The sequence below is a fragment of the Sphingopyxis sp. genome (genome assembly GCF_050725615.1).
GTDB lineage: Bacteria > Pseudomonadota > Alphaproteobacteria > Sphingomonadales > Sphingomonadaceae > Sphingopyxis.
On sequence record NZ_JBOHHU010000002.1, the window covers coordinates 86,937 to 107,886 of the forward strand.

A 20,950-nucleotide genomic window follows, 5' to 3' on the forward strand; every position below is an offset into this window, starting at 1 on the left:
TCGCCTTGACAAGCGCAGCCCTGAAAGCGCTAATAGAACAAATCATGAACATCATGCCCCACGAGTCGCACCCTTCTATCGCCGGCCTGCGCCGGCGTCTCGCCCGGATCACCGGCGAGGCCGAACCGCGTGAGCAGACTGCGGGGCGGCTGACGAGCGGGCATGCGGACTTCGACGCCGCGCTGGGAGGCGGGCTCGCGACGGGGCGCGTGCATGAATTTTTCGCCGCCGACGCGCTCGATGCGACGAGCACCGCCGCCTTTGCCGCGTTGATGGCATTGCGCACCCCGGGGGCAGCACCGCTGGTCTGGCTGCGCACCGCCGACGCCGCGCGGCGCGGCGGGCATATCTATGCGCCCGGCATCGCCGAACTCGGCGGCGACCCCGACCGGCTGCTGCTGATCGAGGCGCCCGATCCGAAACTGCTGCTCGCCTGCGCCAATGACGCGATCCGCTGCGCCGGGTCGGCGGCGGTGATCGTCGAAAGCTGGGGGCGCTGGCCGGCGCTCGATCTGACCGCCGGGCGCCGTCTCGCGCTCGGCGCGCGCGATGCCGGCACCACGCTGTTGATGTTGCGGCTCAATGCGGCGCCGTCGCCCAGCGTCGCCGAAACGCGCTGGAGCGTCGCCGCCGCGCCGTCGCGCGTGCTCGAGGCCAATGCGCCGGGGGCGCCCGCCTTCGACCTCGAGCTGCTGCGCCGGCGCGGCGGCGCGGCGGGCGGGCGCTGGCAAATGGAATGGAACCATGACGAACAAGTCTTCGGCGAAGCGGCGCTATCTGGCGCTATTCTTCCCCTGGCTGCCCGCCGAGCGGCTCTGTCGCACGGCGCCGCGGCCGCCTGACGCCCCGCTCGTCTTCGCCGAGAAACAGCGCGGCGCGCTCCGCCTCAGGGGCGTCGACCGCGCCGCGCACGCGGTCGGGCTCGCCCCCGGCATGCCGCTCGCCGACGCGCGCGCGCGGGTGCCCGAGCTGCTCGTCGTGGCGCACGACCCCGTCGCCGACGCCGCCTGGCTCGACCGGCTCGCCTTGGGGTGCAACCGCTACACACCCTTAGTCGCCATCGACGCCCCCGACGGGCTGATCCTCGACATCGCCGGGACCGAGCATCTGCTGGGCGGCGAGGCCGAGCTGATCGACGATCTCGAAATGCGCCTGTCGCGGCTGGGGATGAGCGTGCGCGCCGCGCTCGGCCCGACCGCCGATGCGGCGCGCGCGCTCGCACGCTACCAGACGCGCCCCGCCCCCGACGAGGACCAGGCGGTGCGCCGCCTGCCCGTCGCGGCGCTCGAACTCGAAGCCGAGGCGACGACCGCGCTGGTGCGCGCGGGATTGAAGACGATCGGCGACCTCGCGAGCCGGCCGATGGCGAATATCGCGGCGCGCTTCGGCGCCGATGCCGCGAGTGCGCTGCGCCGCATCCTCGGCGATGCGCCGAGCCCGCTCGACCCCCGCATCGCCCCACCCCCCGTCGCGACCGAACGCCGCTTCGCCGAACCGCTCGGCAGCAGCGCGCATGCAACGAGGGTGCTGGCCGAACTGGTGGGCGAGGCGATGGGCGAGCTGGGCGAACGCGGCAAAGGCGGGCGTCATTTCCGCGCGACCTTCTTTCGCAGCGACGGGCTCGCGCGCGGCATCGAGATCGAGACCGGCCATCCGACGCGCGACACCGCGCTCGTGATGCGCCTCTTCGCCGAGCGCATGGACAGCCTCGCCGATCCGCTCGACCCCGGTTTCGGTTTCGACATGATCCGCCTTTCGGTGCCGCGACTCGAAGCGCTCGGCGCGACGCAGCTGAAGCTCGAAGGCGGCGCGGTGCGCAAGTCGATCGAAGAAGGGGCGATGGACGAACTCGTCGACCGGATGACGACGCGGCTCGGGCGAAAACAGGTGCGCCGCCTGCTCGCCGCCGACACGCATATCCCCGAACAGGCGCAGCTCGCGCTGCCCGCGATCGACGCCCAACAATCTTGGCCGCAGCCGCTGCCGTGGGAAACCCCCGAACCCGGCGAGCCGCCGACGCGCCCCTTCCACCTCTTCGACCCGCCGCAGCCGATCGAGGTCGTCGCCGAGGTCCCCGACGGCCCGCCGCACCAGTTCCGCTGGCGCCGGCAGGCGCATGCGGTGCGCCGCTACGAGGGGCCCGAGCGCATCGCCGCCGAATGGTGGCGCCGCCGCGACAATGCCGGGCTGACCCGAGACTATTACCGCGTCGAGGATGCGCAGGGCCGCCGCTTCTGGCTGTTCCGCCACGGGCTGTATGAGGAGAAGGAGCACCCGCTCTGGTACATCCACGGGGTGTTTGCGTGAGCGAAGAGCCAGCCTTCGCGGAGTTGGTCGCGGCGACCAACTACAGCTTCCTGCGCGGCGCCTCGCACGCGCGTGAGATGGTGGCCGAAGCGATCGCACTCGGCATGCCCGGCATCGGCATCGCCGACCGCAACAGCGTCGCAGGAGTCGTCCGGGCGCTGACCGGGCTACGCAAGCTGGGTGAAGAGGCGGCCGAAGAGGGGATCGAACTGCCGCCGTTCAAGCTCGTCGTCGGGGCGCGGCTGGTGTTCGACGACGGCGCGCCCGACATCATCGCCTATCCGACCACGCGCCACGGCTGGGGCCGCCTGACCCGCATGCTCACCATCGGCAACCGCCGCACCGAAAAGGGCGATTGCGTGATGAAGTTCAAGAATCTGCTGGCCCATTGCGAGGACATGCTGCTGATCGCGATGGCGTCGGAGCAGGATGATTTCCTGCTTCGACGCCTCGCACGGGCGGCGCCCGGGGCGTTGTGGCTCGGCGCGACGATGCCGCATGGCGGCACGGACCGGCGTCGGCTCGCGCGGCTGGAAGCCCTGGCCGACCGCATTGGTATTCCGCTGCTCGCGACCAACGACGCGCTCTATGCAACGCGCGAGCAGCGGCCGCTGCACGACGTCGTCACCTGCATTCGCGAAGGCACGAACTTGGGCGATGCCGGCCGCCTGCTGCGCGCCAACGGCGAACGCCACCTGAAGTCGCCCAAGGAGATGCGTCGCCTCTTCCGCAACTGTCCCGAAGCGGTGGGCGAGAGCATCAATATATTGGACCGCATCGGCTTTTCGCTCCGCGACCTTGAATATGAATATCCGCACGAGCCGGTGCCCGAAGGATGGGAGCCGCAAAGCTGGCTCGAGCATATGGTGATGGATGCCGCAACGAAGCTGCATCCCGATGGACTGCCCGACCGCTGGCGGGAGGTGCTCAAAGAAGAGCTGACGCTCATCGCCACATGCAAATTCGCCTGCTATTTCCTGACCGTCCACGACATCGTGAAATTCGCCCGCACGCAGAAGCCACCGGTCCTATGCCAAGGACGCGGCTCCGCTGCCAATTCGCTCGTCTGCTATCTGCTCGAGATCACCTCGATCGATCCGGTCGCGAACAACCTGCTCTTCACGCGCTTCCTGTCCGAGGAACGGCGTGAGCCGCCCGATATCGACGTCGATTTCGAGCACGAACGGCGCGAAGAGGTGATGCAATATATCTATCGCCGCTACACAAGGCGGCGCGCGGGCATCGCCGCTACGGTGATCCATTACCGCCCGCGCAGTGCGGTGCGCGAGGCCGGCAAGGCGCTGGGGCTCAGCGAGGATGTGACCCAGCGGCTCGCCGACACGACCTGGGGCAGCTGGGGCAGCGAGATGCCGATCGAGCGTTTCGTCGAAGCCGGCCTCGACCCCGAACAGGACGATATCGCGCGGCTGCAATGGATGGTTTCGCAGCTGCTGACCTTCCCGCGCCACCTGTCGCAGCATGTCGGCGGCTATGTGCTGACCGAGGACCGGCTCGACGAGACGGTGCCGATCCACAATGCCGCAATGGCGGATCGCACCTTCATCGAATGGGACAAGGGCGACATCGACGAACTCAAGCTGATGAAGGTCGATGTGCTCGCGCTCGGCATGCTGACCTGCATCCGCAAATGCTTCGACCTGATGCGGCTGCACGATCTGGGCGACCATGATCTCAAATCGCTCCCGCCCGAAGACCCGGTCGTTTACGACATGCTGTGCAAGGGCGACAGCATCGGGGTGTTCCAGGTCGAAAGCCGGGCGCAGATCAACATGCTGCCCCGGCTCAGACCGCGCGAGTTTTACGACCTCGTCATCCAGGTCGCGATCGTCCGTCCGGGCCCGATCGAGGGGGATATGGTCCACCCCTATCTGCGCCGCCGCAACAAGGAGGAAAAGCCCGAGCTGCCATTGCGTGCAGGAGCAGAATCGAATGAGCTGGAAGACGTATTGGGCAAGACCGAGGGCGTTCCACTGTTTCAGGAACAAGCTATGAAGCTTGCTATCGTCGCTGCCGGCTTCACCCCGGAAGAAGCGAACGAATTGCGACGGGCAATGGCGACCTTCCGTAATGTCGGCACGATTCAGAATCTGCGGGAGAAAATGGTCGGGGGCATGGTTCGCCGTGGCTATGAAGCCGACTTCGCTGGACGCTGCTTCAAGCAGATCGAGGGCTTCGGCAGCTATGGCTTCCCAGAAAGCCACGCCCAGTCCTTTGCCAAGCTCGTCTACGTCTCCTCATGGCTGAAATGCCATCACCCCGCCGTCTTCGCCTGCGGTATCCTCAATTCGCAGCCGATGGGCTTCTACGCCCCTGCCCAGCTCGTCCGCGATGCGCGCGAGCATGGAGTCGAGGTGCGGGAGGTCGATGTCAATTTCAGCGGCTGGGACAACAGCCTCGAACGGCGCGATGATGATAGCCTCGCTCTCCGGCTCGGCTTTCGGCAGGTCGACGGATTTCGCGAGGCGTGGGCGGAGCAGATCACCGGCGCCCGCACGACGCCGTTTGCCAGCGTCGAGGAACTCGCACGGCGCGCGGGCCTGCCGCCCCGCGCGCTACGGCTGCTCGCCGAGGCCGATGCGTTTAATTCCATGGGGCTCGAGCGGCGGCCGGCGCTGTGGGATGCGCGGCGGGTGCGGCAAGGGGTGCTCCCCTTGTTCGACGCCGCCGAAGCGAACGAACTGGGCGCGGAGGCGGATGCCGACTTGCCCCCCACCCCGCTGGTCGAGCATGTGCTCACCGATTATCAGACGACAAGATTGTCGCTCAAAGGCCATCCGATGGCCTTCCTGCGGCGACGCCTCGTCAGCGAAGGGATTTTGAGCTGCCTCCAGGTCGGCGCGGCGAAGAATGGCGCGCTCGTCCGCACCGCCGGCGTCGTTCTGATCCGCCAGCGGCCGGGCAAGGGCAATGCGATCTTCATCACGCTCGAGGACGAGGGCGGGATCGTCAATGTCCTGCTCTGGGCGCGCCAGTTCGAACGCTATCGCCGCGCCGTCATGGCGTCGCGGCTGATGGAGGTCGCGGGTGAGGTGCAGCGGAGCAGGGAGGGCGTCGTCCACCTGATGGCGAACCGCATTGTCGATCGCACCGCGCTGCTCGATACGCTGGGCAGCGACCGGCCCTTCGAACCCGAGCTATGCCGCGCCGACGAGGCCGCGCATCCGCAAGCGCCGCGCGGCGCAAAAGCCGAATGGGCCCGGCGCCACGGCCACCCGCGCAATGTCCGCATCCTGCCCAAGTCGCGGGATTTTCATTGATGACCGAAGCTATGGCGTCAGCAGGTCAGCGCCGCCGCGAACAGGGCGCGGAAGCGCTCGGCGCATTCGGCGATCACGGCCTCCTCATCTTCCTCATCCGCGAAGCCGTCGACCATCATAATCGAACGCAACACCCCGACCCCCATCAGGATCGCGAGCAGCATATTCGCGCGCAATTCGCCCTGCTCGCCGCCGATGAGCTCGGTGAGCGGGCCGAGGACATCGCGATGGACGAATTCGCGGATGATCGCACCGGCCTGCGGCGACGAGGCCGAGCGGAGCATGATGATGAACATCTCCATCCGCTTTTCGAGATCCTCGTCGGCGTCCTGGACGACAAGCTGCGCCAGAAAACCGGGGAGTTCGTCGACGCTTTTCGGCTCGAAAAAGATCTTCGGCTTTTCCTCGTCGGCGACGACTTCGCGGAACAGCCCTTCCTTGCCGCCGAAATAGCGGCTGATCAGCGCGACATCGACCTTCGCGTCGCCGGCGATGTCGCGCAGGCCGACGCTGCCATAGCTTTCGCGCAGGAAACGCTGGCGCGCCGCCGCCAGGATCGCGGCGCGTGTCGCGACCGCGTCACGTTTCTTGACGATGATTTCTCTCTTCATGGCGCCCTATTATCGACGCTGAGAAATAAATCAACACCTGTTGACTTAGTCGCTAACCCAGATTAGGCGGCAAAGTCTGGCATCGCGTGGCGCTTCCCCCCTCCCTGCCGCGCGGTGCCGGACCGCCCTGAAAACAGAAAAGACAAACGCCCATGACCTTGCGCTTTCCCCTCGCGCTTTCGATTCTGCTGTCGCTGACGCTCGCCGCCTGTTCGGGCGGTGACGACGCCCAGGGCGGCCCGCCGCAACTGCCGGTGACCGCCGCCGCGCCGCTGGTCCGCGAGGTCACCGAATGGGACGATTATGTCGGCCGCTTCGAAGCCGTCGACAGCGTCGAGGTGCGCCCGCGCGCCTCGGGCTATCTGCAGCGCGCGCATTTCACCGACGGCCAATATGTCCGCGCCGGGCAATTGCTGTTCACCATCGACGCGCGCCCGAGCCAGGCCGCGCTCGACCAGGCCCGCGCGCAGGCCGCCCGCGCGCAGGCGACGCTCGCCAACGCCCGCACCGAACTGGCGCGATCGACGACGCTCGCCGCGTCGCAGGCCGCGAGCCAGGAAGAGGTCGAGCAGCGCCGCGCCGCCGTGCGTACCGGCGAGGCCGATGTCGCCGCCGCCAATGCCGCGATTCGCGCCGCTTCGCTCAACGTCGGCTTCACCCGCGTCGTCGCACCGATTTCGGGTCGCGTGTCGCAGCGGCTGGTCGACCCGGGCAATTCGGTGACCGCCGACCAGACGATCCTGACGACGATCGTGTCGACCAGCCCGATCCATTTCAGCTTCCAGGGCTCCGAAGCCAGCCTGCTCGACTATGAGCGGCGCGGCGACACGCTGCAGAATGCGCCGGTGCGCATCAAACTGCAGGGCGCCGACGATTATGCCATCAACGGCCGCATCGACTTCGTCGACAATGCGCTGTCGACCGGGTCGGGCACGATCACGGTGCGCGCGGTCGTCCAGAATCCCGACGGCAAGCTGCGCCCCGGCCTGTTCGGCCAGCTTCAGCTCGCCGCCTCGGCGCCGCGCCCGGCCTTCCTGCTCCCCGATACCGCGATCGTCACCGACGGCGCGCGCCGCGTCGTTTATGTCATCGGCCCCAAGGACGTCGTGCAGGCGCGCCCGGTCACCCTCGGCCCCGTCGTCGACGGGCTGCGCGTGATCAAGACCGGCGTCACCGCGAAGGACCGCATCATCGTCGGCGGCCTCCAGCGCGCGCGGCCGGGCCAGCCCGCCAAGGTGCAGGCCGGAACGATCGCGGCTGACGGCAAGGTGCTGACGGCCAAGGCCGCGCCCGCCGCGAAGGGCGGGGCGAACAGCAAGTGAATATCAGCCGTTTCTTCGTCGACCGCCCGATCTTCGCGGCGGTCATCGCGATCTTCATCACGCTGATCGGCGCCTTTTCTTACCCGCAGCTGCCGCTCGCCCAATATCCGGAGATCGCGCCGCCGACGATCAGCATCACCGCCGCCTATCCCGGCGCCTCGTCCGAAACGATCGCCGAAACGGTCGCCTCGACGCTCGAGCAGGAGATCAACGGCGTCGAGAATATGCTCTATATCCAGAGCAGTTCGACGCAAGGCGCCGCACAGATCACCGTCACCTTCGAGCCCGGCACCGACCTCGATGCCGCGCAGGTGCTGGTCCAGAACCGCGTCGCGCTCGCCGAACCGCGCTTGCCCGAACAGGTGCGCCAGATCGGCGTGCAGGTGAACAAGCAGGAATCGGGCTTCCTGATGATCGTCGCACTGACCTCGACCGACCCGGCGATCGACACCGATTATATCGGCAATTATGCCAATTCGACGCTGCGCGACCGCCTGCTCCGCCTCGAAGGCGTCGGCGGCGTCCAGATCTTCGGCGGCGGCTATTATTCGATGCGCGTGTGGATCGACCCCGACAAGGCGGCGGCGCGCAACCTGACCGCGCCCGAAATCGTCGCCGCGCTGCAAAGCCAGAACGTCCAGGTCGCCGGCGGTTCGGTCGGCGCCCCGCCCTATGGCAAGGGCAATCCGGCGTTCGAACTGCCTGTGGAAGTCCCCGGCCGCCTCGTCACCCCCGACCAGTTCGCCAATGTCGTGATCAAGACCGACACGACGAACGGCGCGATCACGCGGCTGAAGGATGTCGCGCGCGTCGAGCTCGGCGCGCAGGATTATGGCGTGCGCGGTGTGTTCAACGGCCGCGAAGGCGTCGGCATGGCGGTGATCCAGCAGCCGGGCGCCAATGCGCTCAACGCCGCGAACCTCGTCCTCGAGGAAGTGAAGAAGGCCTCGGCCGACTTCCCCCCCGGTCTCGAATATGAAATCCCCTTCAACCCCACCGAATATGTCCAAGCGTCGGTCACGGCGGTGCAGGAAACGCTCGTCGAGGCGATCTTCCTCGTCGTGCTCGTCGTGCTCGTCTTCCTGCAGACCTGGCGCGCCGCGATCATCCCGATCGTCGCGATCCCGGTGGCGCTGGTCGGCACCTTCGCAGTCCAGCTCGTGCTCGGTTTCTCGATCAACTCGCTGTCGCTCTTCGCGCTGGTGCTGGCGGTCGGGATCGTCGTCGACGACGCGATCGTCGTCGTCGAGGCGGTTGAAAAGCATATCCGCGAAGGCCTCAGTCCGCGCGAAGCAGCGCACCGGACGATGGAGGAAGTGTCGGGCGCGCTGATCGCGATCGGGCTCGTGCTCGTCGCGGTGTTCGTGCCGACCGCCTTCGTCCCCGGCATTCCCGGCATCTTCTACCAGCAGTTCGCGGTGACGATCGCGGCGGCGACGGTGTTTTCGCTGCTCACCTCGCTCACCTTGTCGCCGGCGATGGCGGCGCTGCTGCTCAAGCCGCACGAAGACCAGCATGAAGAGCCGAAGAACCCGGTGATGCGCCTCGCCCGCCGCGCGGCGGACAAGTTCAACAGCGGTTTCGACAAATTGGCCGACCGCTATGGCCGCATCACCGCCTCGCTCGTGCGCAAGAGCGGGCTGATGCTCGTCATCTATGCGGTGCTGCTCGCGGCGACCGGCTGGCGTCTCGCCGACACGCCGACGGGCTTCATTCCCGATCAGGACCAGGGCGTGCTGATCGGCGTCGTCCAGCTGCCGCCCGGCGCGTCGCTCGATCGCACCAGCGAAGTCCTCGCCCGCGCGCAGCAGGAAGTGAAAAAGATCGACGGCGTCGCGAGCATCGCGACCTTCTCGGGCCTCGACGGGTCGAGCTTTTCGACCGCGTCGAACGCCGGCACGATGTTCATCCGCCTGACCGACTGGGGCGAGCGCGGCAGCAAGCTGTCGGCGACCGCGCTGTCGCAGCAATTGTCGGGCGTGCTCGCCAATGCCCTGCCCGAAGCGAACGCCTTCGTCATCGCGCCGCCTGCGGTGCAGGGCCTCGGCAACGGCAACGGCTTCACGATGATGATCCAGGCGCGCGGCGGCGAAAGCTACAAGGAGCTCGAACAGGCCACCGGCGCGATGATGGGCGGCGCGGCGCAGATGAAGGACGTCCAGCAGGTCTTCTCGCTGTTCAACACCGGAAGCCCGCGCATCTTCGCCGACGTCGACCGCGACAAGGCGCAGATCCTCGGCGTCGATCCGAGCCAGGTCTATGCCGCGCTCGGCACCTATCTCGCGTCGACATACGTCAACGACTTCAACTTCCTCGGCCGCACCTTCCGCGTGACCGCGCAGGCCGAACCGACCTCGCGCGCCAGCATCGAGGACGTCGGGCGGCTGCAAGTCCGCTCGACCTCGGGCGAGATGGTGCCGCTGTCGGCGGTCGCGACCTTCCGCGACGACAGCGGTCCGACGCGCGTCGTACGCTATAACCTGTTCCCGGCGGTCGAACTGCAGGGCCAGGCGGCGCCGGGCGTGTCGTCGGGCGCGGCGCTCGCCGCGATGGAGGGCCTCGCCGACAAGACCTTGCCGTCGGGCTTCGCTTATGAATGGACCGGCCTCGCCTATCAGGAAAAGGCGGCGGGCGGCGGCGCGGTGCTGATCTTCGGGCTCGCGGTGGTGTTCGTCTTCCTCGTGCTTGCGGCGCAATATGAATCGCTGCCGCTGCCGCTCGCGGTGATCCTGATCGTGCCGATGTGCATTCTCGCGGCAATGCTCGGGGTGAATTTACGCGGCATGGACAATAATATCCTGACACAGGTCGGGCTCGTCGTGCTCATCGCGCTCGCCGCGAAGAATGCGATCCTGATCGTCGAGTTCGCGAAACAGGCCGAGGAACAGGACGGGATGAGCACGATCGACGCGGCGGTCCACGCCGCGCGCTCGCGCCTCCGCCCGATCCTGATGACCAGCTTCGCCTTCATCTTCGGCGTGGTGCCGCTGGCGATCGCGAGCGGGCCGGGACAGGAGATGCGGCAGGCGCTGGGCACCGCGGTGACCTTCGGCATGCTCGGCGTGACCGTATTCGGGCTGATCTTCACCCCGCTCTTCTATGTCCTCTGCCGCAAGCTCGGCGACAAGGCGACCGCCTTTTCGCGCCGCGACCGCAAGCCGAAACAGCCGGACACCAGCCCGGCGGAGACCCGCTAATGACCCGCAACCTGATCCTTGCCGCCGCGAGCCTGGTGGCGCTGTCGGCCTGTACCGTCGGCCCGCGCTATGTTTCGCCGGTTCCCGCGGCGCCGTCGCAGGCGCCCTTCCTCGAAGCCGCCAAGTCGCCGGCGTTCAGCGGCGAGCAGCCGCCGGGGCCATGGTGGAGCCTGTTCGGCGACCCGCTGCTCGACGATCTGGTGCAGCAGGCGCTGACCGCCAACGCCGACCTGCGCGTCGCCGCCGCCAATCTGGCGCAGGCGCGCGCGGTGCTGCGCGAGCAGCGCGCGGGCCGGCTGCCGACGACCACGATCAACGCCAATGGCACCTATGCCCGCCAGCCGCTGACCGGCGCGAGCGCCGACATCCCGGGCGCGAGCGCGTTCAAGGGCGAGACCTATGACGTCGGGCTCGACATCGGCTATCAGGTCGACCTGTTCGGGCGCGTCGAAAGCGCGATCCGCGCCAGCCGCGCCGACGCCGACGCGGTCCAGGCGGCGTTCGACCTCACCCGCATCACCGTCGCCGCCGAAACGACGCGCGCCTACAGCGATATCTGTTCGTACAACCGCCAGATCGCGGTCGCCGAAGAGACGCTGCGCATCCAGCAAGGCACCTTCGACCTCACCCGCCGGCTGTTCGAGGGCGGGCGGGCGACGCGGCTCGAAACCGGACAGGCGGGCGCCCTGCTCGAACAGACGCGCGCCGCGATCCCGACCCTGACCGCGCAGCGCGCCGCCGCGCTCTATCGCCTCGCCGTCCTCACCGGCAAGCCGCCCGCCGAGGCGCCGACCGCCGTGCTCGCCTGCATGGCGCCGCCCGAACTGAACCGTCCGATCCCGGTCGGCGACGGCGCGTCGCTGCTCGCGCGCCGCCCCGACATCCGCCGCGCCGAACGCCAGCTCGCGGCTGCGGCCGCGCGGGTCAATGTCGCGACCGCCGACCTCTACCCGAGCATCCGCCTCGGCGGTTCGATCGGCTCGACCGCCAGCGCGATCTCCGGCCTTGGCACGTCGGACAGTTTCCGCTTTTCGCTCGGCCCGCTGATCTCGTGGAACTTCCCGAACATGGAGGTCGCACGCTCGCGGCTGAAACAGGCCGAGGCGGGCGCCGACGGCGCGCTCGCGACCTTCGACGGCGCCTGGCTGACCGCGTTGCAGGAGAGCGAAAGCGCGCTCGCCACTTATGCCGGCGAACTCGACCGGCTCGCGGCGCTACGCCGCGCCGCGACCGAGGCCGGCGACGCCGCCCGCATCGCACGGCTGCGCTATCAGGCGGGGCGCGAGAATTTCCAGGTCGTGCTCGACGCCGAGCGCACGCTGGCGGCGATCAATGCGAGCATCGCCCAGTCGGAGCAGGCACGTGCGACGAACCTCGTGTCGCTGTTCCTCGCGCTGGGCGGCGGCTGGCAGGACGGCGGCGCCTAATCAATCTTCGTCATTGCGAGCGAAGCGAAGCAATCCAGAGCGTGCGTAAACCGCTCTGGATTGCCGCGTCGCCTTCGGCTCCTCGCAATGACGGAGGATATTACCCCGCAATCTTCGCGCGCACCGCTTCGGCCTGCGCCATGATGTTCTTCACCAGCTCGGCGCAGGTCGGGATGTCGTGGATCAGCGCCTGGCTCTGGCCGCTGGTCCAGATGCCGCCGTCGACATCGCCGTCGCGCAGGACATTCTCACGCCCGCGCACGCCCGCCATCAAATGCCGGACGTCGTCGAAGGTCTTGGTCGGGTCGCGCTGGATCTCGGCGACTTCCATCGACACCGCATTTTTCGCGACGCGCGCGGTGTTGCGCAGGGTGCGGCCGACGAGCACGGTGTCGGTCTCGTTCGCGTCGACGATGCGCTGTTTCACATTCTGGTGGATCACGGCCTCGACCGTCGCGCAGAAGCGCGTGCCCATGTTGACCGCATCGGCGCCGAGCGCGAGCGCAGCGATGATGCTGCGCCCGTCGGCCATGCCGCCCGAGGCGATGATCGGGGTGTCGGGCAGCGCGTCGACCGTCGCGGGCAGCAGCACGACCAGCCCGACATCGTCCTCGCCGGGGTGACCCGCGCATTCGAAACCGTCGATGCTGATCATGTCGACGCCCTTTTTCACCGCCGACACCGAGTGGCGGACCGAGGTGCATTTGTGGATGACGGTGACATCGGCTTCCTTGAAGCGCGGCAGGTGATCGGTCGGCGCGCGGCCCGCCGTCTCGACGATCTTGATCCCGCTCGCGATGATCGCCTCGCGATATTCGTCATAGGGGATGGGGTTGATCGACGGCAGCAAAGTCAGGTTTACGCCGAAGGGCTTGTCGGTCAGCTTGCGCGTCGCCTCGATCTCGTCGAACAGCGCCTGGCCGGTCGGATACATATGCGCGGTGATGAAGCCCAGCGCGCCGGCATTGGCGACCGCGGCGACGAGCGGGCCATAGCCCACGCCGGTCATGCCGCCCATGATGATCGGGGTTTCGATGCCGAACTTCTCGGTAATGCGCGTCTTGATCAAGGCTTCCTCCCATCGTTTCGTTGCGCTGGCCTTGGCGCGGCGATGCGCGGCGATCAAGCCGCTAAATGCGATAGGCAAGCGCGCGCCGCTCGGGCAGGGTGGGGTATCGACGGGAAACAGGAGACGGGACATGGCAGGCAGGCAAAGCATCGGACGGTCGGTCGTCCTCGTCGCGAGCTGGATCGCGCTGTCCGCCGCGAGCGCCCCGGCCGCCGAGGCGCCCGCCTATGACGTCGTGATCCGCGGCGGCACGATCTACGACGGGTCGGGCAAGGCCCCGCTCACCGGCGACGTCGCGATCAAGGGCGACCGCGTCGTCGCGGTCGGCAAGGTCAAGGGCAAGGGCCGCAAAGAGATTTCCGCCAGCGGCATGGCGGTCGCGCCGGGCTTCATCAACATGCTCAGCTGGGCGACCGAATCGCTGATCGCCGACCCGCGCAGCCAGAGCGATATCCGCCAGGGCGTGACGCTGGAGGTGATGGGCGAAGGCTGGTCGATGGGGCCGCTGAATCCCGAAATGAAGCGACTGGAGACCGAACGCCAGGGCGACATCAAATACGCCATCGAGTGGACCAGCCTTGGCGATTATCTGAGCTATCTGGAGAAGCGCGGGGTCGCGCCCAATGTCGCAAGCTTCGTCGGCGCGGCGACGGTGCGCATCCACGAGCTCGGCGAAGACGATGTCGATCCGACCCCCGAGCAGCTCTTCCGTATGCAGGCCCTCGTTCGTCAGGCGATGGACGAGGGCGCGCTCGGGGTCGGCAGCTCGATCATCTATGCCCCCGGCTCCTATGCCGAAACCGACGAGCTGGTCGCGCTGACCAGCGCGGCCGCCAAATGCGGCGGCATGTACATCAGCCATATGCGCTCCGAAGGCGACCGGCTCGAACAAGCCGTCGACGAACTGATCGAGATTTCGCGTCGCTCGGGCGCCCCCGCCGAAATCTATCACCTCAAAATGGCGGGCCGCGACAATTGGGAGAAATATGATTCGGTGGTGAAGAAGGTCGAAGCGGCGCGCGCTGCGGGCCAGCGGATCACCGCCGACATGTATACCTATACGGCTGGGGCGACCGGGCTCGACGCCGCGATGCCGACCTGGGTGCAGGCGGGCGGGCTCGAGGCGTGGATCGAACGGCTGAAGGACCCCGCGACCCGGGCGCGCGTCGCCGCCGAAATGCAGAAGCCGGGGAGCGACTGGGAAAATCTCTTTTACGGCGCGGGCGCCGACAAGATGATCCTGTCGGGCTTCAAGAGCGAGGCGCTGAAACCGCTCACCGGCAAGACGCTCGCCGAGGTTGCGGCGATGCGCGGCACGTCGCCCGAAGAAACCGCGATGGACCTGGTCGTCGAGGACGGCTCGCGCGTCGGCACCGTCTATTTCCTGATGTCGGAGGATAATGTCCGCAAGCAGATCCAGCTGTCGTGGATGAGCTTCGGGTCCGACGCCGCGTCGCAATCGGCCGAGGGGGTGTTCCTGAAATCGGGGTCGCACCCGCGCACCTATGGCAATTTTGCGCGGCTGCTCGGCCGCTATGTCCGCGACGAGAAGCTGATCCCGCTCGAACAGGCGGTGTACCGGCTGACGACGCTGCCCGCGACCAACCTCGGCATCAAGGAGCGCGGGGCGCTGAAGCCCGGCTATTATGCCGATGTCGTGATCTTCGACCCCAAGGCGATCGCCGACCATGCGACGTTCGAGAAGCCCCACCAATATGCGACCGGTGTGCGCGACGTCTTCGTCAACGGCGCGGCCGTGCTCAAGGACGGCGCGCCAACCGGCGCCACCCCCGGGCGTGCGGTGCGCGGCGCGGGCTTCGGGAAATGCCGCTGAGCGCCCGCTGAGCCTCAGTCGCGAAAGCGGATCACGGCGCCGTCGGCATCGCGGGTGATCCGCACGCGCACATCGTAGAGCGCACCGAGAAGCTCCTCGCTCATCACCTCGGCGACCGACCCCGCCGCGAGCAACGCGCCGTCGCGGATTGCGACGACATCGTCGGCGTGGCGCAGCGCGAGATCGAGGTCGTGGATCGCCATGATCACCGTGCGACCGGCGTCGGCGCGCGACCGCAGCCGGCGCGCCGCGTCGAGCGCGTGGCGCGGGTCGAGCCCTGCGGTCGGCTCGTCGACGATCAGCAATTCGGGATCGCCGACGATCGCGCGCGCCAGCATCGCGCGGGCGAGCTCGCCGCCCGACAAGCTGGTCGCCGGGCGATCCCGGAGTTCGACAAGATCGCAAGCGGCGAGCGCCCCATCGATCGCGGGGCGCAGCGCAGCGGGCAGATCACCGAAGCTCGGCAGCACCGGGGTCAGCCCGAGTGCGACGACGCGCTCGACGCTGATCGGCCATTCGACCTCGGCGCGCTGCGGCAGATAGGCGCGGCGCCGCGCGAGCATCCGGCGGCCGATAGCCGCGAGCGATTGCCCCCCGAGTTCGACCCGCCCCGCGTCGGGCGCGCGCAGACCCGCCGCGACCTCGAGCAGCGTGCTCTTGCCCGCGCCGTTGGGGCCGATCACCGCGGTCAACCGGCCCGGCGCAAAGAGGGCGTCTATGTCGCGCAGCACGACGCGCGCATCGCGTTTCACGGTCACTGCGGCGAAGGTCAGCGCGCTCATGCGGTGCGCCTTTGCACATGGAGGACGAGCCACAGGAAGAAGGGCGCGCCGAACAGGCTGATGAACACCCCAAGCGCGAGGATCTTGCCGTCGACGACGAGCAGCCGCGTGCCGATGTCGGCGAGCGTCACCAGGAGCGCGCCGACGAGCGCGGCGGGGACCAGCGTCTTGCCCGGGCGATGCCCGACGAGCGGGCGGACGATATGCGGCGCGATCAGCCCGACAAAGCTGATCGCCCCCGCGACCGAGGTCGCCGCGCCGACCCCCATCGCGGTGCCGAGCAGCGCGAGCAGCCGCGTGCGCGCAACATCAATGCCCAGGCTTTCGGCCTGCGCCTCGCCCAGCGCGAGCGCGTCGAGCGCGCGGCCGGTGAGGAGCAGCAACAGGCCGCCGATCAGGATGAAGGGCGCCGCGAGCCAGACATGGTCCCAGCTGCGATCGACGAGCGAGCCCATCAGCCAGACCATGATCTCGTAAGCGGCATAGGGGTTGGGCGCGACGTTGAGCGCGACGCTGACCCCGGCGGCGGCGATGCTGCTGACCGCCGCACCCGCGAGGATCAGCGACAAAGTGCCGCCGCGCCGCGACAGCGCGAGCGCGGTGCCCGCAGTGACGAAGCCGCCGACGAGCCCGAACAGCGGCGGCGCCATGGCGAAGCTCGCGGCAAAGCCGAAATAGATCGCGATCACCGCGCCGAGCGACGCCCCCGCCGACACGCCGAGCAGCCCAGGTTCGGCGAGCGGGTTGCGCAGCAGTCCCTGCAGCACCGCGCCCGACAGACCGAGGATTGCGCCGACCATCAGCCCGAGGATCAGCCGGGGCAGCCGGATTTCGGTGAGGATCAGCGAAGCAAGATCGGTGCGACCCGCGAACAAGCCGCCGAGCGCCTGTTCGGGGGTCAGCCATACGGTGCCCGCGAGCAGCGATGCGAATCCCGCGAGCAGCAGCAGGACGATCAGCAGCGGGACGAGCCAGCGCGTCATAGCGGCCCTCCCGCAGCGAAAGGCAGCGGCGTGCGCGCGGCCCCGGCCGCAGCGCGCAGCTCGGTGCGCAGCCGGATCGCCGCCTGGGCGATCGTCGGCGTGCCGCAGGTGTAATAGGCGGGCGAAATCGCCACCGTCCGCGCGCCATCCCAATAACGGCGGACGAGCGGGTGGCGCTCGATATTCTCGCGCATCCCATATTCGGGACGCACCCCGGCGCCCTTCACCAGCAAGGTCGGCGCCGCGACGAGCAGCACCTCGGTGTCGGGGCGGTTGTAGCGCGACACCGGCGGTTCGTTGGCGATATTCACCGCCCCCGCCGCTTCAAGCACCGCATTGTAAAGCGACCCCTTGCTCGCGCTGAACCCGCCGCCGTCCCACGCGACGACGCGCAGCGGCGGGCCGGGGTCGCGCGCCAGTTCGGCAAGGTCGCGGTCCATTGCGGCGATCATCGCTTCGCCGCGCGCGACTTCGCCGACGGCGCGGGCGACCTGCCGGACATTGGTGCGGATGCTCGCGAAGCTGCTCGCATCCTCGACCTCGACCATCGCATAGCCGAGCCGCTTCAGCATCGCGCGCGTCGCGGGCTTCGAGAATTGGTCGGTGACGATCAGGTCGGGCGCTTGCTGCACCACCTCTTCGGCAAGGCCGTGGTTGATCCCGACCTTCTTCGCCGCATCGGCCATCAGCGACCCCGAGGGATCGCGCGACAGCCAGGTCACCGACACGATGCGTTCGGGCGGCAGCAACGCCAGCACCAGCTGGTCGGTGCATTGGTTCGTCGACATGACACGCAGCGCTTTGGAAGGCGGCGGCCCGGCGGCGGGCGGCGCCACGGCGCTGCCGGTCGAAACCAGCAGCACCGCAGCGGCAATCCCCGACGCCAGGCCGACCCGCCGCATCAGATTTTTACGCGGATACCAATGGCGGCGGTGCGGCCATAAGTGTTGTAGCCTTTGACAACCACATAATCCTCGTCGAACAGATTTTCGACCCGGCCATAGACTTCGAGCTGGTCGGTAATCGGGAAAGCCGCACGTACAGCGGTCAGCCAATATCCGTCGAGCCTATTGGCAAAGCTGTTGTTGATATTGTCGAAACTGTCGCCGGTCAGGGCAATCGTTGCACCCAGTTTCAGGCCCCAGGGCGATTTCCAGTCGGCGACGAAACTCGCTTTGTCCTTGGGACGCCGGGCAAGCTGGTTGCCAAAATTGGCACCCGGCGAGCGGGTGGTGGCATCGACCAGGGCGTAGTTCACCCGCACGTCCAGATCGTCGTTGGGCCGGACGATAAGTCCAAGCTCGACGCCCTCCGACTTCACCCGCCCGATGTTCTCCGATTGAAATGTCGCGGGGTTATAAGCGATGAGATCATTGCTTTTGCGACGGAAGTAGGTCGCGGTCGCCGTGACTTTACGATCGATAAAGCTGTGCTCGATTCCGGCGTCAAAGCCTTTCGAGGTTTCCGGTTTCAGATTGATATTGCCGAATGGCGGCAATGCCTCGCTCAACGTCGGCGCACGAAAGCCTTCGGCATAGCTCGCGCGGAATATGGTCTTGCCATCATTGGGCGTATAGGCCGCGTCGGCACCAAAGCTTGTGTGGTCGCCATATTGCGAATGATCTTCATATCGCACGCCACCGTTGACCGTCAGACCGTCGAACGGGTGTACGCCAATCTGTCCGTAAAAGCTGCTATAGTCGCTTTTGAACCTGGTGGGTGCGGTGTCGCCGCCCAGCGGGTAGAAGGTGCTGGCGAACGTCTCTTCATAGGCGCCGCCGAAAACCAGCGATGCGATGCCGAAGTCGACATTGCCGTCATAGGCAAAGCGATCGACTTCGCCGCGCGCGGTGAAAACATTGTAGTTGAACGGACCGGTCGCGCCATCCTCGCTGCCTTTGCGGGTCAGGTCGGTACGGCTGTACGACAGGCGCCCCTTCCATTTGCCGTCGAGCAGGTCGTGGTTCAATCCGACATAGCCGACAAACTGTTCGTTATCGGATTCGGGAACAGAATTTGCCGGGTTGCCCGGAAAGGCAAAGGCGTCGTCATATTGTATCCGGCCCTTGTTGTAATAACCGCGCAGATCGAGCGCGAGGGTGGGCGAGAATTCGACGAGCAACTTTCCGTTGGCGGAGAAGTTCCTGTACCCATCGCGTTCGGTGCCGCCGATCAGCGACGACATACCGTCGGTGCGATAATAGCCGGCGCCGACGCTGCCGGAGATGATCCCGCTCTTGCCCGACACATTGCCAAAGACTTTGGCGGTGTCATGGCTGCCATATTCGGCGATGGCATTGGCCGACAGCGTATCGGTGGGTGCGACGCTTTGCACACTGATGACGCCGCCGATCGCCTGGCTGCCCCAGATCACCGAATTGGCCCCGCGCAGCACTTCGACCCGATCGATATTGCCCGTCAGCAATGCACCGAAATCGAAAGCACCATTGGGCGTCGACGGATCATTGATCCGCACGCCGTCGATCAGCACCAGTGTTTGGCTGCTTTCCGCACCGCGGATAAATACGCTGGTTTGCGATCCGACGGGTCCGCTTTGTGCGACAGCGACGCCTGGCAAGAGGTTCAAAGCGTCGCTGATCGACGTCACTTGCGATGTTTCCAGATCGTCGCGCGTGATAACGGAGATGGTGTGGCCCGTTTCGGTGCGGCTCTGTTCGACACCGCTGGCGGTGACAACGATGGCGTCGCCGTTCGCATCGGTGGTCGATTCGTCCGGATTGGACTGCGCGAGGGCGGGCGTGGCCGCCGTCAGCGCGAGGAGAGAAATGAAACCGGTCTTCAACATGGGGGAGCCCCTCTGGCGCCAGAGCAACATTGGCGGGGCGTACCGGCGAACCGGTCGGTGCGAGCGAAGGGGCGGCGCACAGGCATCCGTCACCACGCACCGATGCGGCCCCAGCCGCACAGGTCGTCGCTCAGACGGAGAAGTACCGTGCCATGACCATCCCCTGGACCAAGGCAAGAGCGACCGGTGCGCTGGCAGGTCTCCTGGCTCGCGGGTCACAGCTTGATGCACGCCTTCCCAGGTTGCCCCAGTGGCTGGCCCGGACAGATATCCGGACCGGTGCATCGCGCTCACCGCTTACAGTTGCAGGGACAGCCTCGGATTCAAAGGTCCCGAGGGGCCTTTTCACCGCGTTCCCATTTTAAGCCCTTTCGGGCACCGGCGCGATCTTGCGGGGGCCAGGCCCCTGCGGCGCAAGCCCATAGCGGAACCCCGCGCTTTCGCAATGGACATTTGCAGCTAGGGCGCCGCCGCCAGTTGATCGCGCGCCACGCGTTGCAGCGCGGCGATCTGCCCCGCGCCGAGGCCAAGCTGGTCGCCGCCCTTCTCGCGCGGGCCGAGGCTGGTCGGATCGATCCCGGTGATCGCCCCGAAGGTCACCAGCGCCGAGAGATAATAGCCCGCGACGCTGGCATGATAATGGTCATAGGCCCACAGATCGAGCTGGTCGAAGGCGATGCCGTCATAGGGATTGGGGTCGGCGACGCCGGCGGCGAAGGCCCGGTTCCACGCCTGGCCCACCGGCAGGATGCCCTTCACCGCCGGATTGGCGCGCCGCGCCCGGTCGGCGGCGGCGCGCAGATCATCGGCCATCGCGGTGACGGGTTTGCCGTACCAATGGCCTGTCGGCTGCCAGGCCTGATCGGCGCGGGTCCAGGTCGACGCGAGGCGGATATCGACCGCCGGATTGCACGCGGTGAAGAGCTTTGCCAGCCGTTCGACATTCATCAGATAGTCGCCGGGGTCGCCGGGATTTTTGCGGTCGAGGGTGCTGAACTCCTGCAGCACGACGACATCCCACGCCCGGTCGAACAGCGCGCGCCGCTCGTCATAATGAAAGCCGAGCGACTTGCCGCCCTGCGTCTCAAGGCTGACGTCATAGTCGAGCCCCGCCTGTTCGGCGAACAGCTTGAACAGCGCCGGCACGCCGCCATAGCCCGCGCCATTGAGGTCGGTCACCCTGTCGGCGCCCCAGTTGCGCGCCGCCGAATGCGCGCCCTGGGTAAAGCTGTTGCCGATGAACAGGATCGTGCGCGGCGCCGCTTTTTCCGGCGGCGCGGGGGTCGTCGCGCCGGCGGCGGTCGGCGCGGGCGCGCTCTCCTTTGCCGCTGCCG

The 20,950-nt window shown here is 67.4% G+C and carries 14 protein-coding genes and 1 riboswitch; of the genes, 7 read left to right on the forward strand and 7 right to left on the reverse strand.

The window, feature by feature from the left end:
• Window positions 1-44 precede the first annotated feature (44 nt).
• The 3 genes from ACREB7_RS00985 to ACREB7_RS00995 are packed head-to-tail and all read left to right on the forward strand — an operon-like array spanning window position 45 to window position 5,585.
• Complete coding sequence (locus tag ACREB7_RS00985) at window positions 45-842, forward strand: ImuA family protein (protein WP_431590434.1); 798 nt, start codon at window positions 45-47, stop codon at window positions 840-842.
• Entirely contained in the window at window positions 745-2,307 is a 1,563-nt protein-coding gene (locus ACREB7_RS00990) for a Y-family DNA polymerase (RefSeq protein ID WP_431590435.1), read from the forward strand. Before ACREB7_RS00985 ends, ACREB7_RS00990 begins: the two co-directional genes overlap by 98 nt.
• Window positions 2,304-5,585: an error-prone DNA polymerase gene (locus tag ACREB7_RS00995; protein WP_431590436.1), complete on the forward strand. Its 3,282-nt coding sequence runs from the start codon at window positions 2,304-2,306 to the stop codon at window positions 5,583-5,585. Before ACREB7_RS00990 ends, ACREB7_RS00995 begins: the two co-directional genes overlap by 4 nt.
• 17 nt (window positions 5,586-5,602) lie before the next feature.
• On the opposite strand, the gene ACREB7_RS01000 is transcribed toward ACREB7_RS00995, so the two are convergent.
• On the reverse strand, window positions 5,603-6,196 hold the full coding sequence (locus ACREB7_RS01000) for a TetR family transcriptional regulator (protein WP_431590437.1): 594 nt from the start codon (window positions 6,194-6,196) through the stop codon (window positions 5,603-5,605).
• Between the two features lie 152 nt (window positions 6,197-6,348).
• On the opposite strand from ACREB7_RS01000, the gene ACREB7_RS01005 reads away from it, so the two are divergent.
• Genes ACREB7_RS01005 through ACREB7_RS01015 form a run of 3 tightly spaced genes read left to right on the forward strand, consistent with a single transcriptional unit; the run spans window position 6,349 to window position 12,142 of the window.
• Window positions 6,349-7,518: an efflux RND transporter periplasmic adaptor subunit gene (locus ACREB7_RS01005; RefSeq protein WP_431590438.1), complete on the forward strand. Its 1,170-nt coding sequence runs from the start codon at window positions 6,349-6,351 to the stop codon at window positions 7,516-7,518.
• Window positions 7,515-10,715 (forward strand): efflux RND transporter permease subunit, encoded by a 3,201-nt coding sequence (locus ACREB7_RS01010; RefSeq protein ID WP_431590439.1) that lies wholly within the window; start codon window positions 7,515-7,517, stop codon window positions 10,713-10,715. Before ACREB7_RS01005 ends, ACREB7_RS01010 begins: the two co-directional genes overlap by 4 nt.
• Window positions 10,715-12,142 carry an efflux transporter outer membrane subunit gene (locus ACREB7_RS01015; protein WP_431590440.1) on the forward strand — a complete coding sequence of 476 codons (1,428 nt, stop codon included), beginning with the start codon at window positions 10,715-10,717 and terminating at the stop codon, window positions 12,140-12,142. Before ACREB7_RS01010 ends, ACREB7_RS01015 begins: the two co-directional genes overlap by 1 nt.
• A gap of 100 nt (window positions 12,143-12,242) precedes the next feature.
• Here ACREB7_RS01015 and ACREB7_RS01020 read toward each other — a convergent pair whose 3' ends face one another.
• Window positions 12,243-13,211, reverse strand: coding sequence for an NAD(P)H-dependent flavin oxidoreductase (locus ACREB7_RS01020; RefSeq protein WP_431590441.1), 969 nt, complete (start codon window positions 13,209-13,211; stop codon window positions 12,243-12,245).
• Window positions 13,212-13,341: 130 nt separating this feature from the next.
• Between ACREB7_RS01020 and ACREB7_RS01025 the strand changes: the two genes are divergently transcribed.
• A complete protein-coding gene (locus ACREB7_RS01025; protein WP_431590442.1) occupies window positions 13,342-15,045 on the forward strand; it encodes an N-acyl-D-amino-acid deacylase family protein in 1,704 nt (567 codons plus the stop codon).
• Between the two features lie 14 nt (window positions 15,046-15,059).
• Here ACREB7_RS01025 and ACREB7_RS01030 read toward each other — a convergent pair whose 3' ends face one another.
• The 5 genes from ACREB7_RS01030 to ACREB7_RS01050 form a co-directional block, all read right to left on the reverse strand.
• Window positions 15,060-15,827: an ABC transporter ATP-binding protein gene (locus tag ACREB7_RS01030; protein ID WP_431590443.1), complete on the reverse strand. Its 768-nt coding sequence runs from the start codon at window positions 15,825-15,827 to the stop codon at window positions 15,060-15,062.
• Window positions 15,824-16,810 carry a FecCD family ABC transporter permease gene (locus tag ACREB7_RS01035; RefSeq protein WP_431590444.1) on the reverse strand — a complete coding sequence of 329 codons (987 nt, stop codon included), beginning with the start codon at window positions 16,808-16,810 and terminating at the stop codon, window positions 15,824-15,826. The genes ACREB7_RS01030 and ACREB7_RS01035 overlap by 4 nt, the downstream gene beginning before the upstream one ends.
• Complete coding sequence (locus tag ACREB7_RS01040) at window positions 16,807-17,712, reverse strand: ABC transporter substrate-binding protein (RefSeq protein WP_431590445.1); 906 nt, start codon at window positions 17,710-17,712, stop codon at window positions 16,807-16,809. Before ACREB7_RS01040 ends, ACREB7_RS01035 begins: the two co-directional genes overlap by 4 nt.
• Window positions 17,712-19,616, reverse strand: coding sequence for a TonB-dependent receptor plug domain-containing protein (locus ACREB7_RS01045; protein ID WP_431590446.1), 1,905 nt, complete (start codon window positions 19,614-19,616; stop codon window positions 17,712-17,714). The genes ACREB7_RS01040 and ACREB7_RS01045 overlap by 1 nt, the downstream gene beginning before the upstream one ends.
• Window positions 19,617-19,792: 176 nt before the next feature.
• A riboswitch (cobalamin riboswitch) is annotated at window positions 19,793-20,014 on the reverse strand.
• A gap of 61 nt (window positions 20,015-20,075) precedes the next feature.
• Window positions 20,076-20,950 (reverse strand): DUF4886 domain-containing protein (locus ACREB7_RS01050; protein WP_431590447.1); only part of this gene is annotated, 875 nt, incomplete at its 5' end.